The sequence below is a fragment of the Fictibacillus nanhaiensis genome, from assembly GCF_036213205.1.
Lineage (GTDB): Bacteria > Bacillota > Bacilli > Bacillales > Fictibacillaceae > Fictibacillus > Fictibacillus nanhaiensis_E.
In genome coordinates, this window is record NZ_JARMFC010000014.1 from 70,085 (window position 1) to 84,084 (window position 14,000).

Here is a 14,000-nt window from a genome sequence, read left to right on the forward strand (position 1 = left end):
TATACCACCTCAATTCAAGTATATGTAAAGTTCTTTTAAAACAGGACGATGCACACAAATTCTCTTTTAGTGTAATATTACACAATGAAAAACGTGTTATCAAGCAATAAATTGAAAAGAATATACGAATTCTTATGATAGATAGTGTAAAAAAAGAGAACAGCTATAATGCTGTTCTCAAGATTATTACATTTATTTTTTGTCTTGTACATAATGAACGATTTTTAAAACGGTCTTTCGAGGCAAGAATCGAACGATGTTCGCTAATGCTTTATTTTTAAATCCAGGAACCGCTAATGACTCTTTAGACATCAAGGCATTGTAGCCTGACCGTGCAACGTCGCTTGCATCCATCGCACCGGATTGAAACAAACGAGAAGATTCAAGGCTTGCACGCTTTTCGAAGTTAGTAGCTGTAGCTCCTGGGCAAAGAGCAGTAACACTAACATCTGTATGACGTAGTTCATAGTTGATCGCTTCTGAGAAGGAAAGAACATAAGCTTTTGTTGCATAATACACCGCCATTAAAGGTCCAGGTTGGAAAGCTGCGGTTGAAGCTACGTTTAAGATCTTTCCACGATTACGCTTAATCATTCCAGGAAGGAGCTGTTTAGTCAGTGTTGTTAGAGCGGTAATGTTAACTTGAATCATATCTTTTTCTTCATTCCATGATGTTTCGTTAAATGGTCCGTAAGCGGCAAATCCTGCATTGTTGATGAGAACATCAATCTCTATACCTTTTGCAATAATTTCTGCTGTCAGTTCTTCTGCAGCATCGGTTTGGCTTAAATCTTTTGCAAATACCGTAATTTTCACACCATACTTTTTAGTCAGCTGTTCGGCAATCTCATTAAGCTTCGTCTCATTTCTAGCTGTAAGCACCAAATGATAGCCGTCTTTTGCAAAGAGGTTGGCAAATTCAAGACCAATTCCGCTTGAGGCACCTGTAATCAATACAATTTTATTATTTATCATAAGTAACATCCTTCCATAATCGCGTTTATATGTTTAAGAATATCAACATGATATCATACCTTAAAAAATAAATAAACATTAGTGAAATAAAAAGGTATGATAAAAGAAATATGAATATTTTGACAAAGGAGGTGCGCATCATGAAAAATGTAATGATTGCAAAACACCCTGCAACAGGAGAAACCATTGATCAATGGCTTGAAACGGGAGAAAATCAAGTGCCTGAAATGTATGAGAAAGCTTCTGCTGCTTTTCAATATTGGTCCACCCGTTCTTTAGAAACTCGATTATCGTTTGTAAGAAAAATTAAACAGCATCTACTCGAAAACATGGATGAAATTGTAGATGAAATTTGTGCTGCAACTGGAAAAGTAAGAACAGAAGCGCTTACAGCGGATCTTATGCCTGTAATTGACATTATTGGTCATTATGAAAAGCGCGCACCAAAAATTTTAAAGCGGAAAAAAGTTCCCACACCGCTTCTTTTTTTAGGTAAATCTTCATATGTAGATTATTTTCCTCTTGGAACAGTACTAGTCATCTCACCATGGAACTATCCTTTTCAACTATCGATGACACCTGTAATCTCGGCACTGATCGCAGGGAATTCTGTTATTGTAAAACCTTCTGAGGTCACACCTACGATCGGGTTGTTGATTGAAAAAATTGCGAGAGAAGTGAATCTGCCGAAAAATGTTCTTCAAGTTGCGCATGGCGGAAAAGAATTGGGACAAGCTTTGGTTTCTGGAACGCCAGATGGCATTTTCTTCACAGGATCTGTTGAGACAGGACGGAATATTGGTATTGAAGCGAGCAAGAGATTTATTCCTTATACTCTGGAGCTTGGCGGAAAAGACCCAATGATTGTATTTGAAGATGCTCACATGATAAGAGCAGTGAACGGTGCAGTTTGGGGAGCATTCACGAATGCAGGACAAGTATGTATGTCGATCGAAAGAGTGTATGTGCAGCATACCATTCATGGAGAATTTATCGACCGGCTTGTAGAAGAAACGAAGAAACTGAAGCTTGGTGAAGATATTGGCTCTTTAACTTTTCCTCATCAAAAAGAGATCATAAAAAATCATGTGGAGGATGCATTAGAGAAAGGAGCTCTTCTGCTTACTGGCAAAGACCCAGATCAGTGGGGAGAAAGCATGTATTTGGAACCAATGATCTTAACGAATGTTACGGAAGATATGAAAATCGTTAAAGAAGAAACGTTTGGACCAGTACTGCCTGTGATATCCTTCTCAACAGAGGAAGAAGCGATCGAAAAAGCGAATAGCACTGAGTTTGGTTTGAACGCAAGTGTATGGACAAAGGATGCTAAAAAGGCGAACCGTGTGACATCAAAGCTTGTAACAGGCAGTGCGGTGATTAATGATGTACTCGTGTCAGTAGCAAATCCGCATCTTCCATTTGGTGGAGTAAAAAGCAGCGGGATAGGCAGGTATCATGGAGACGAAGGCTTGTTCACTTTTACACGTCAGATGTCAGTGATGAAAGATGCGGGAATCAAAAAACGGGAGATAAACTGGTACCCGTATGAAAAGAAGTACTCAAAAATAAGAACATTGATCAAAGCCTATTTCTCAAACAGCAAACAAAGGGTGGAATTGATGCGTTCAAGCATTAAACAACTTCGGAAAAAATAAGAGCTGTTTTAGCTTTGCAGAGTTGTTTTTGAAGTAGTTGATTTACGTTACAGTTGCTCGCTTTCCATCTTTTATTTACTGTTTATTCAAAACAAAAAGCGATTCAGCAATAACAACCATGCTGAATCGCTTTTTTTTTAGCCTTTCTCATTAGGCTGTTTTCTAAAGGTTAGTTACTTTGAATGTTTTTTCTCACTTCTATGCAGGTTGATTGGAGTGTAAGGTGCGAGACTCCTATGGGACGAGCGGTCAGGTGAGACCCTTAAGGGCGCGGAGTGGCAAGGGGCTCACCGGTCGCCCCATGGAAAGCGTGCAACCTGTAGCGGAAATCAACTACTATCAAGTACAACAGTGAATAAAAATAAAAAATCTAAAGAATACATTCCTCTTCAATAATGTGTATGAGCTGTTTGAGTTGAACCACGGTTTGATCAAGCGTTAAGAAATAAAAAATCTCTTTCCCTTTTTTCTCGGTGCCCACAATTCCAGCTTCTCGTAATATTTTTAAGTGATGGGATACTGTTGGCCGTGACATAGGGGATTGACTGGCAATATCCGTTACATTCATTTTATCTGTTTCCGCTAAAAGCAGTACAAGGTCTTGTCTAACAGGATCACCTAATGCTTGAAACAAAGGTATGGTTTTTCTGAACATCTCAACTGCATATTCATTTGACATATTATTTCACCAACTTTTTCATAATCATCACATGATTTTTTTCTTACTATAATTCAGTATAAACCAATTAGACAACCTTTTTGAATCATTCACTGATTTACAGTGGGAACAACGCTATAAATTGCCAATGACCTTTGCGAATATAGAACACAGTGAGATACACAATAAGTGCAAGGGGGTGAAACACATGGCAAGAAGAAACAAATTGGTTGTCCCAGGAGCGCAGCAAGCAATTGATCAAATGAAATATGAGATCGCATCTGAGTTCGGTGTTACACTTGGCCCAGATACAACTGCTCGTGCGAATGGCTCGGTTGGTGGGGAAATGACGAAACGTTTAGTCGCAATGGGTCAGCAACAGTTAAGTGGCGGTAATCGCTAACTAAGACCGTAGCTGAAAAAAAGGGGGGTGGAGTAATCCACTCTCTTTTTAAATCAAACAGGAGTTGATAGTGATGGCGATGTGTCCGATCTGTAATAACTTTCAAGCCATAAACGTTCGCTGTCCGGAATGTGGAAGAGCGGTTCAAGATCAGGGAAGAGTGAGTGACTTTTTTGATGATTACAGCCCATATATGGAAGTGGATGAACTGAAGCTTGAAGATGGCTATCCAAATAACTTTTCAGATAGTCAGTGTCCGCACGTGTTCTATTGTGATGCATGTCATCAGGAAGTTCTTTTTTTCATTGGTGAGTGGGAATAAAAAAACCTTCACATCTAAGTGAGACGCGAAGGGTTATTGGCTGATTTTAATTCTTCTTTCAAGCAATACTCGAAGACCATCCAAAAGAGAAGTTAAAATCCAATAGATGACTGCAGCTTCTAATAGAACCGGCAGTACGATGAGTTGGGACGCGCTGATCTGATCTGCCATCAAGGTTAGCTCTGGAACAGTAATAACAGACGCTAATGATGAGGCTTTAACGATATCAATCAAAGAATTCCAAACTGATGGAATAGAAATTCTCCATGCTTGAGGGAGAATTACTTCTTTATACGTAAGGTATCTGTTCATTCCAAGTGAAAAGGCGGCTTCCCATTGTCCTTTTTCAATCGATTGAATGGCACCACGATAAGATTCGGCAATATAGGCACTAAAATGAAGTATAAGTCCTGCGAGAGCTGCCTGCCATCCTTCAGGTACATAAATAAACGTAAAACCGTTATAAAGAATTAATAATTGAATTAATAATGGCGTTCCTCTAAAGAATGAAATATACCCCTTAGCGATCCCAGACAAGAATTTATTAGATGACATCCTGCATAAAGCGACGACCAATCCAAAAATAAGCGCTCCGATAATCGAGACAAGGCTTATGACAATAGTAAAAACAGCTCCCTCCAATAAATAGGGGAGGGAGTTGATCAGAATTTCTGATAAATTATTCACTTACGTTTTCTCCAAAATATTTTTCGGAGAGCTTTTTCAGTGTACCGTCATTCTTCATTTCTTCAAGCGCTTTGTTTACATCTTTAATGAGATCTTTATCATCTTTTCGGAATGCAAATGCCATTTCGTTCTCGTTAAAAGGCTCACCAACAGCTTTTACGTTATAATCTGTTTTCTTTAATTCTGTCAGGATAAAAAGTTGATCATTCATCGCCGCATCAACTCGATTAACATCAAGATCTGTTAATACTTGAGCAGCACCTTTATAGAACTTAGTTTTTGCGCCAGCTTTTTCAGCTTCAGCAGCGTAGTTACTTCCTTGTGTTGTACCGACTACTTTGCCTTTTAAGTCTTCAATCCCTTTAATATCTTTGTTGTCTTTGTTGACAATAACTTGTCCGCCAGAAACAGTATAAGGAGTAGAGAAATCATATTTAGCTTTTCTCTCATCTGTAATCGTTACTTGATTCGCAACAAGATCAAATCGTTTGGAGTCAAGAGACGTAAACATGTTCTTCCATTCTGTTGCTACAAACTTTGGCTCTATCTCAAGACGTTTAGCTACTTCCTTAGCTACTTCAACGTCATAGCCTGTGATTTCATTTGTTTTTTTATCACGGTATGAGAAAGGTGGGTATGTAGCTTCTGTACCAATAGTAAGTACTTTTTTATCTGAATCTGAACCTGATTTTGACTTCTCTGAATTTCCGCATGCTGACAAAAGTATGACAGAAAGTGCGAGAGCTGACAGGAATTTAAATGTGTTTTTCAAATGAAGTCCTCCTCGTCAGGATAATCCCGACAATTTTTATAGAATTTATTGTATAAACGAAAGACGATTTCGTCAATCATTTAACATTTTCCCCGATAAAGAAAAAAATAACAGGGGATTTTTTTTGGGGGACACATTATCACATAAAAAGGAAGTATGATCACATAATTTTAGAGTACTATCATTATAAAAAGGCTGTTTTCGTATTATTTGTTGCTTTTGGAAGTGTCTATTCACCTTTTGCTTGTCGGGGCTGGAAAAAGCCACTTCCACTTTTCGGACTGCCAGCCTTTATAGGTCCCTTGCTCCTGCGTCTACAAGTTTATGCTACCGTAGTAAGCTTCCTCGTCGCATACCTGCAAGAAGTGTCTCATGTGGTAGGCACGCACCTTCTACTCCAATCAACAGTCAAAGAAGTAAATAAAAAGATTTAAAAGCAACAATCTTTTAGAAAGTAGCCTATAAAAGATAAAAATATAATTACAGCACAAGAAAATGCAATATTTTGATGCTAAGTAGTCGTATAAAGGACAAAAAAAGCTCTGCTTAATTAAGCAGAGCTTTTGTAACATATGAATTAGCGAATACGTAGCTCCGTTTCTTTATCAAAGAAATGTGCTTTGTTCATGTCAAACGCTAAAGAGATGTTCTGGCCGTTGCGAATGTCTGTACGAGAATCTACACGTGCGATGAAATCTTGTCCGCTAACCGTAGAGTACAAGAATGTTTCAGCACCCATTAGTTCAGCTACGTCGATCTTCGCTTCAATCTTCGTGTTTGAAGATGATTCTAAGAATACTGGCTCATCATGAATATCTTCAGGGCGAATACCTAAAATGACATCCTTGTTATTGTAGCCTTTTTCTTGTAGAATCTTCATTTTTCCACCAGGAACTGCAATCTTCGTGTCACCTACTTTAAAGAATCCATCTTCAAGCGTACCGTTCAAGAAGTTCATTGCAGGGCTTCCAATAAATCCACCAACAAAAACGTTCTCAGGAGTATCGTATACTTCTTTCGGCGACCCAACTTGTTGGATGCGTCCATCTTTCATAACAACGATACGTGTTGCCATCGTCATTGCTTCTGTTTGGTCATGTGTTACGTAGATTGTAGTGGTTTGCAGACGTTGGTGAAGCTTTGTGATCTCTGCACGCATCTGAACACGAAGTTTTGCATCAAGGTTTGATAACGGCTCATCCATTAAGAAGACTTTTGCATCACGAACGATCGCACGTCCTAGTGCAACACGCTGACGCTGACCACCTGAAAGTGCTTTTGGTTTACGGTCCAAGTATTGCTCAAGACCAAGGATACGTGCTGCTTCTTTAACACGCTTTTCGATTTCTTCTTTACTGAACTTTCTTAGTTTAAGTCCGAATGCCATGTTGTCATAAACGTTCATGTGAGGATATAGGGCATAGTTTTGGAAAACCATCGCGATGTCACGATCTTTCGGAGCTACATCGTTTACAACGCGCTCATCGATGATCAGGTCACCTTCAGAAATCTCTTCTAGACCAGCGATCATACGAAGAGTTGTTGATTTACCGCAACCTGATGGTCCTACGAATACGATGAATTCTTTATCTGAAATATCAAGATTGAAATCATGTACAGCTGTTACTTTGTTATCATATCTTTTTACGATGTTATTTAACTTAATACCTGCCATTGTAATTATTCCCCTTCCGATGTAAACGTTTTCTTAATGTTTTAAGTTTACGCTTTCATATCGGTAATCGTAAATGGACGACATGACTAAAATAAAAAAACCTCTTTATGCAATGTGCACAAAGAGGCTTTATACGTTTAACGTGGGTCTAATTTACGAATAAGCAGGCTGCCCGTTGCAAAAAGAATAAAAAAGGGAAGAAAGATAGCGATCAGGCAGATGGCTGCAAGGTGAGGGTTCTCTACACCATAATTAGCTATAAAGCGCATGATGCCGTAAATGTTAAAAATAATCTCAAGGATCAGTAGGTTTGACAAGAGTATCCAAAATATGGTCTTCGATTGTCCAAATAAAGAAGGAGCAGTATTTTTCAACATATAAACAATGATTAGATAAATGCTCTTTAAACCCTTTCCTTTTGCGAATTCAATATAATTTTTATTTGCTTCATCTTCCATGCTTAAGATTAAGTATTTCGTTACATATAGAGTAGGCAGAATGGAAATCGTTAATATGGGCAAAAAGTATGCCTCTGTTTTGTATACATTTACGATGTTAAACATAAGTAACCCGGTCTTTTTATAAAACCAAATTACTGTCAGCTGTACTAAGATGATGATAAAGACATCTGGCAATGTTTCAATCGCAAGTATGACTTTTTTGATGATGGACCTGATTTGGAATGGAAAGATCATATAGATAACGGTAAAACATATTCCCACTAAGAGACTGGCTAAAAGCCCTCCCATAAAAAACGATAATGATTGGGGATACACCTCTAAAAAGGCAGGTAAAAGCGGATAGTCATTTCCATTAGAGTAATAGGTGGTTTGTGTAAAATCCATAATTTGCTGAACTGAAAATTTAATTTGTTCCCAATAAGCTACTGGTTCAAACTCAATGCTATTCGTTAAAAAAGAATTGTTATCGAGTTGACCGGTGTCAATTAATCTTGTGTTATTCATCAGCACTGCATAGTCATAAATTAAGACAGGCAGTGAGGTGAAAAGAAGAATTCCTACTAGTGATAACAAAAGGAATGATAGTAGTTTTCCTGCTGTTCTGATCATGCGTTCAGCCTCTCTTTCTTCACTGGCAGAAATGAAGCTGCTGGAATAGTCTCTTCAGTGAAAGTTTTCTTTTCCTTCTGTTTTTTGAAAGAAAAATTATCACTTTTAGTCATGCCTGAGACCATTAAATTTATGGCGATGGAACATAGAACAAAACAGCATACAGGAGCGATCACGAGTCTTGGAGCTCCATAATAAAAGTCCCAGTTCTGAACGATCAAACCACCCCATTCATGAGAATCTGAGAACGTTCTTTCATACGTTACTGGTGTTCCTGAAACACCAGGAAGTGTGTACGTAATCTTTGAGAATCCGCCAACAAAGATCTTTAAAAAGGCAAGGTGGGCAAGAATAGCCAAGGTTTGGCCGGCTTGCTGCACGGTTAGGAGCAGAAGCTTAGGTGATAGACAGGGAAGGATATGCTTCATAAAGACGTGGATTTTTCCTCCTCCTAAAAGAGGTGCATGCTGAATAAATTCTTCCTTTGATAAGATAGAGATCTCATTCGCGATCTGAACGGATAAGACGGGCACAGTCAACACGACGAGTACACATGTAGTAATCATAAATTGTGTTAAGTCAGAATAGCTCCAACTGAAAGCAATTAGAGCTGGTGCGATAAGAAGGTAAGCAAAAATTGACAATGGTGCGAAGTAAAAAATATCTGAGATTCGATTGATCAACTTTTTGATAAAGCTTGGAACCACGAGAAGAATAAATGATACTAACATCGATAAGATCATTCTACATATCGTGATCAACACTACAAAACCAAGCGTGTATTTTGCTCCTTCAAGCAGGACGAAAACGTAATTGTTTCCAAATTGATCTGAACCAAGTGGGTATTTCGCACTTCGCTCAAAAGGTGCGTGGTCAATTATTTTTCCTTTGTCACCATAAAGAATGTTTGAAGGAGCACTCTCATCTTTCATTAGTGAATAAGCAAAACTCCCACTAAGAAGTAAGACTAGGATCGTTAATCCGACTATAAAAGAAGGTTGTTTAAGATACTTCATAAGATTTGACCCCCCTGTTATTCACGTTCTCTCTATTTTTAGAAATAATTCGACATAAGGAGGTTTATTCCTTTATTTGTAAATTTCGGTTTTCCATCTTTGTTTGTTTTAAAAATGTAGTGAATTTACATTTGTAATAATTAAAAAGCTGCTTCCGAAAATGGAAGCAGCTTTTACATATTTCTCTCTTTTTGTTCGATAAGAAGAATCGCTAAGTACACGGTGAGGGCGTTCTTCAGTTGTTTAACATCTATGCCTGTTTTGTCATAAAATTTTTCCACACGATATTGAAGGCTGTTTCGGTGAATATATAATTGTTTCGCTGCTAATGAAACGTTAAGGTTGCATTCAACAAAAACTTTGATGCTTTTTAAAGTTTCTTCGTCTTCTTCTCGCCACTCTTCTACTAATGCAGTTAATGTTTGATCGGCCATTGGACTGGCAGTCTGAAGAAGGATATATGGAACGATATCAGCTATTGTATATACGGATTTCGGCATCAAACGATTCCGAACGTCTAAGAATTGCTGCTGCTCTCTAACATAGGTTTCTTTTGCGCGCTTCAGTTGGTTGTTATAGCACCCTATATAAATAGAAATATCCATATAAAAGTCAGTTGAAAGCATATCTTTTAACGCTTCATAGGGTGTTTCACTAAAATCCTGTTTCGATGTTTCAATAATGACGCCACTCTTAAGATCTCTGTTCAGAAGGAGAACAGCATCTTCAGGAAAAAGTCCATTTACCGCTTCTGAAAAAGAAGCATAATCGGTGATAGGCTGTTTGCTAAAGAAGTGGACAAATCGGTAGAATCCTTCTTCAGTAGTTATTTCATCATCAAAAAGGAATGATTTCCATTTTAACTGATGTGACGAAAAAACATTTGCAAGATTATCATATTCATATGCGTTAAACATCGATTGAAGTAATGTAAGTTCGGGTTCAGAAACTGCAGATTTAGCAATGCCAAACGGTTCGCTATCATCAGTAAGGAACCAGTAAAAGCCTGACTGCTGTGAGACGTCTGTTGTGAATAAATTTTTATAGTGCTTCTTTAGCTTATCAAGCATCCTTTTTCATATCCTTTCAACGAAAAGCTTGCTATTATTATAGCAATGTTAAGTGGTTAACTAAACTTACAGATTTCCAAGAGGAGGAGACACCATAAATCATGCAGAGGATGTTTCTATTATCTTGCTGCTTAATCGAAAGTAAACGGTGACAACCTTAGACGAATTAATTTCTGAATTAAAACTAGAAGGCTATGAGTTCGTATTGCCTCCTAAATAGTTAAATATGGAGGGATCTAATATGAAGAAAAAAATTGTAGTTTCATTTAGCGGGGGAAAAGATTCTATTTTAGCACTATATCGATTGCAGCAGTCTGAGGAATGGGAGGTCGATTCCTTACTAACAACGTTGACAGAGGGCTATGAGCGGACAACCATGCACGGCGTACGCAATGAACTTCTAGAGATGCAGGCACAATCAATTGGTTTACCGCTTCGAATTGTTTGGATCCCTAAAGATTGTTCGAATGAGATATATCAACAAAGAATGAAGAAAGCCGTTGATGATATTAAAGCTGATGGTATACAGTACATCATGTTTGGCGATATTTTTTTAGAAGATGTAAAAAAGTACCGCGAAAAAATGTTAGAAGGTACAGGGATTACACCTGTATTTCCAATATGGGGCGAGAGTTCAGAGCATATTATAGATGAATTTTTACATAAGGGGTTTAAGACAGTTATATGCTGCTCGGATACATTAAAAATAGATCACTCCTTTACTGGCCGGGTCATAGATGAGAAGTTTAAAATGGACTACCCAAAGAAGCATGACATTTGTGGCGAGAACGGAGAATTTCACACATTTGTTTTTGATGGACCGAACTTTTCCTTTCCTATTACGTATACGTTAGGTAATACTCGCATCGTAAAGGATATGATCAGTAATGAAGACCGCTTTTATTATGTAGACATCCTCCCAATCGTGTAGTGCAAATTGCTAGCCCAATTCAAAATGACGTATACTAGGAAAATAGAATCTAGAGTAATGGAGATAAAATTATGAACGTATGGATTTCAATTTCAATCATGGCGATCGTCGGTGCGTTTATTGGAGGATTAACAAACTCCATTGCAATCCGAATGTTATTTAGACCATTTAATACATTATACATCGGTAAATATAGAGTTCCGTTTACACCTGGACTTATACCTAAGCGAAGAAAACAGCTCGCTGTTCAGCTTGGTGAGACCGTAACTAATCACCTTTTGACCGCAGAAGGTGTGCAGGCAAAAATTAACGATGCCGACTTTCGCAAAGAAATGACCGAGCTCGTTCAGGTTGAAGTAAAACGCTTTTTAAAAAGTGACATGACGATCAGTGAACTGCTTAAGAAGGATTTTGGAGTAGACGATGTTCAGAACAGAATCCAAACGACAACCGAAGCATGGCTCAGCACTCGCATGAAAAACATGCTTCAGGAATCAAACGACAAAGAAATGAAAGACATTCTACCAGAAAAGTTTGTTGCTAGAGGGGAAGAAAAGCTGCCAGAGGTCGTAGATTGGCTCTTGAACAAAGGCGTTCTTTATTTAGAGAGCGAAGAAGGCCGAAAATCACTAGCAAGTGGCATCGATGCTTTTCTAATGGACAAAGGGATGCTTGTAAATATGGTGTCTATGTTCTTTGGAAATGTTAGTATCGCTGAAAAAGTACAACCAGAGTTGATCAAGTTCATGAAACATGAAAATACACGTGACACGGTGCTAAATCTGCTTCAGCAGGAGTATCGCAGCTTTATGGATAAACGGATGGATGAAGCGCTTGGATTGTTGAACATGCCTGAAATGACGACAGGGTTAGCAAAAGAAATCACGGCTAGACTTCCAATTGAAGAGTATTTAAATACACCTGTTTCTTCGTTAGCTAGTTCAGTTGAAGACTGGATTGTAGATAATCTAACTCCAAAAGCAGTGGCTGCGGGACTTGACCTATTTGTAGCACGATTAGAAATGCTGCTTGAAAAGATGCATCTTGCAAAAATTGTGGAGGAACAAGTTGAGACCTTTTCTCTAGAGCGTCTAGAGGAAATCATCATATCGATCGCCAAAAGCGAGCTTAAGATGATCACATGGCTAGGAGCTTTGTTAGGTGGAATTATCGGTGTATTTCAAGGTATTCTTGTACTATTTTTGTAGAGTCTGTTATAGTGGGTACCGTAGTTAATCAATAGGAGGTATTTTACCAATGTCAAACGTATACGATGTTGCTTACGACTTAGAAAAAGCACTACGCAATAGTGAGGACTTTACAGCTTTAAAACAAAGCTATGATGAAGTAAATAACAATCCGGAAACGAAAGAGCTTTTCGGTAAATTCCGTGATATTCAAGTAAATCTTCAGCAAAAACAAATGAACGGTCAAGAAGTGACGCCTGAAGAGATTGAAGAAGCTCAAAAGCTTTTTGCTGATGTACAGCAGAACGAAACGATCTCAAAGCTTATGGCAGCAGAGCAACGCATGAGCATGATCATTAACGATCTGAATAAAGTGATCACTAAGCCACTGGAAGAGCTTTATGGACCAATGGTTGAAGAAAACGGACAACAGCAATAACAATGTGCTGATGTTACCCCCTGTTACATTTGTAGCAGGGGGTTTTCTTTTTGTATTGTATTTCTTATGTTTGTCCTCGTTCTAAAGCATGTTTCAAGGTCATAAACTTAACACGAGTTCTTATACTATATTTTCGCGAAATGGGGGGAGCGCATCATGGTATACCGTTTACTAGCGATTGACATCGACGGAACCCTACTTCGAAGCAATTTCCGTATCGATAAAGAAACGAAAGAAGCCATTGATTATGTGCAGCAAAAAGGGGTCTACGTCACACTCGCTTCGGGTAGGAGTTTTCCATCTACACAAAAAATCGCCAAAGCTTTAAAAATCGATAGTTATTTAATCAGTCATAATGGTGGATTCATTGCTTCATCACTTGATGAACCTCTTCAAGAAAAAAGGTTATCGGTTGAGGATACTTACAGATTAGTAGAAGTGCTAGGGAATTACGAATGCCACATGCGGGTAGTCCATGAGCGCTTCTCCGTTGGAAATCAGCTCAAGCAAAAAAGTCAGCTCGTCGCCAAGTTAACTTTAAGTACGGGAGATCCATTATTCTATCCTGTTTCTTTCACAGAGAATCTAGGAGATTATGTTCTCACGCAAGAAGTCGCACCGCCAAAGATGGATGTACAGTTTTTTGATGAAAAAGAATGCGAATCTGCTATGAATTATCTAAAAGAGCATATGCCAGACTTTGAATATTCTTCTTCAGCCAAATGTCAGTTAGAGATCACAGCTAAAAAAGTAACAAAAGGAAATGCGTTAAGGTTCCTTGGTGAGAAACTTGGCATCGCACCAAATGAGATGGTAGCGATCGGGGATTCTTATAACGACTTAGATATGATCGAGTTTGCAGGTCTCGGTGTGGCGATGGCAAACGCACCTGATGAAGTGAAGAGAAAAGCAAAGTGGATCACGCGTACAAACGACCAGCTAGGCGTTCCGTACATGATAAAAGAAGTGTTCCGCAAGCAGATGCGCTTCCAGACGATGAAACGATAGTTTATTAGTGATAAAGAGGGCTCTTTTTAGACATTTTGTCTGAGAGGAGTCTTTTTTTTTGTGGTGTATGGGGTGCAGAATGAAGGTATAGGAAATTGGCAAGCGAGGGATATGCTCGTTCCCGGAGAT

At 38.5% G+C, this 14,000-nt stretch carries 15 protein-coding genes; 7 read left to right on the top strand and 8 right to left on the bottom strand.

The window, feature by feature from the left end; all coding sequences use genetic code 11:
• Nucleotides 1-192 precede the first annotated feature (192 nt).
• Nucleotides 193-975 (bottom strand): SDR family oxidoreductase, encoded by a 783-nt coding sequence (locus tag P4V41_RS14395; RefSeq protein WP_328085752.1) that lies wholly within the window; start codon nt 973-975, stop codon nt 193-195.
• 140 nt (nt 976-1,115) lie between these two features.
• Here P4V41_RS14395 and P4V41_RS14400 point away from each other — a divergent pair, with 140 nt between their 5' ends.
• On the top strand, nt 1,116-2,633 hold the full coding sequence (locus tag P4V41_RS14400; protein ID WP_328085754.1) for an aldehyde dehydrogenase family protein: 1,518 nt from the start codon (nt 1,116-1,118) through the stop codon (nt 2,631-2,633).
• 370 nt (nt 2,634-3,003) lie between these two features.
• On the opposite strand, the gene P4V41_RS14405 is transcribed toward P4V41_RS14400, so the two are convergent.
• On the bottom strand, nt 3,004-3,312 hold the full coding sequence (locus tag P4V41_RS14405) for an ArsR/SmtB family transcription factor (protein WP_066391336.1): 309 nt from the start codon (nt 3,310-3,312) through the stop codon (nt 3,004-3,006).
• Between the two features lie 187 nt (nt 3,313-3,499).
• Between P4V41_RS14405 and P4V41_RS14410 the strand changes: the two genes are divergently transcribed.
• Complete coding sequence (locus P4V41_RS14410) at nt 3,500-3,694, top strand: alpha/beta-type small acid-soluble spore protein (RefSeq protein WP_066239924.1); 195 nt, start codon at nt 3,500-3,502, stop codon at nt 3,692-3,694.
• Nucleotides 3,695-3,767: 73 nt separating this feature from the next.
• Nucleotides 3,768-4,016: a hypothetical protein gene (locus P4V41_RS14415; RefSeq protein WP_328085913.1), complete on the top strand. Its 249-nt coding sequence runs from the start codon at nt 3,768-3,770 to the stop codon at nt 4,014-4,016.
• A gap of 33 nt (nt 4,017-4,049) precedes the next feature.
• Here P4V41_RS14415 and P4V41_RS14420 read toward each other — a convergent pair whose 3' ends face one another.
• The 6 genes from P4V41_RS14420 to P4V41_RS14445 form a co-directional block, all read right to left on the bottom strand.
• Nucleotides 4,050-4,703, bottom strand: coding sequence for an amino acid ABC transporter permease (locus tag P4V41_RS14420; RefSeq protein WP_328085755.1), 654 nt, complete (start codon nt 4,701-4,703; stop codon nt 4,050-4,052).
• Nucleotides 4,696-5,475 (bottom strand): transporter substrate-binding domain-containing protein, encoded by a 780-nt coding sequence (locus P4V41_RS14425; RefSeq protein WP_328085756.1) that lies wholly within the window; start codon nt 5,473-5,475, stop codon nt 4,696-4,698. The genes P4V41_RS14420 and P4V41_RS14425 overlap by 8 nt, the downstream gene beginning before the upstream one ends.
• Nucleotides 5,476-6,052: 577 nt before the next feature.
• Nucleotides 6,053-7,150, bottom strand: coding sequence for a sn-glycerol-3-phosphate ABC transporter ATP-binding protein UgpC (locus P4V41_RS14430; RefSeq protein WP_328085757.1), 1,098 nt, complete (start codon nt 7,148-7,150; stop codon nt 6,053-6,055).
• Between the two features lie 137 nt (nt 7,151-7,287).
• Complete coding sequence (locus P4V41_RS14435) at nt 7,288-8,220, bottom strand: ABC transporter permease subunit (RefSeq protein ID WP_328085759.1); 933 nt, start codon at nt 8,218-8,220, stop codon at nt 7,288-7,290.
• Nucleotides 8,217-9,236, bottom strand: coding sequence for a hypothetical protein (locus P4V41_RS14440; protein WP_328085760.1), 1,020 nt, complete (start codon nt 9,234-9,236; stop codon nt 8,217-8,219). The genes P4V41_RS14435 and P4V41_RS14440 overlap by 4 nt, the downstream gene beginning before the upstream one ends.
• A 173-nt stretch (nt 9,237-9,409) precedes the next feature.
• Nucleotides 9,410-10,306: a PucR family transcriptional regulator gene (locus P4V41_RS14445; RefSeq protein WP_328085761.1), complete on the bottom strand. Its 897-nt coding sequence runs from the start codon at nt 10,304-10,306 to the stop codon at nt 9,410-9,412.
• A gap of 241 nt (nt 10,307-10,547) precedes the next feature.
• Here P4V41_RS14445 and P4V41_RS14450 point away from each other — a divergent pair, with 241 nt between their 5' ends.
• The 4 genes from P4V41_RS14450 (at nt 10,548) to P4V41_RS14465 (ending at nt 13,871) form a co-directional block, all read left to right on the top strand.
• On the top strand, nt 10,548-11,237 hold the full coding sequence (locus P4V41_RS14450; protein WP_328085762.1) for a diphthine--ammonia ligase: 690 nt from the start codon (nt 10,548-10,550) through the stop codon (nt 11,235-11,237).
• A gap of 71 nt (nt 11,238-11,308) precedes the next feature.
• Nucleotides 11,309-12,445 carry a DUF445 domain-containing protein gene (locus P4V41_RS14455; protein WP_328085763.1) on the top strand — a complete coding sequence of 379 codons (1,137 nt, stop codon included), beginning with the start codon at nt 11,309-11,311 and terminating at the stop codon, nt 12,443-12,445.
• 49 nt (nt 12,446-12,494) lie between these two features.
• Nucleotides 12,495-12,863, top strand: coding sequence for a YlbF family regulator (locus tag P4V41_RS14460; protein WP_328085765.1), 369 nt, complete (start codon nt 12,495-12,497; stop codon nt 12,861-12,863).
• 156 nt (nt 12,864-13,019) lie between these two features.
• Nucleotides 13,020-13,871 (top strand): Cof-type HAD-IIB family hydrolase, encoded by an 852-nt coding sequence (locus P4V41_RS14465; protein WP_328085766.1) that lies wholly within the window; start codon nt 13,020-13,022, stop codon nt 13,869-13,871.
• Nucleotides 13,872-14,000 lie beyond the last annotated feature (129 nt).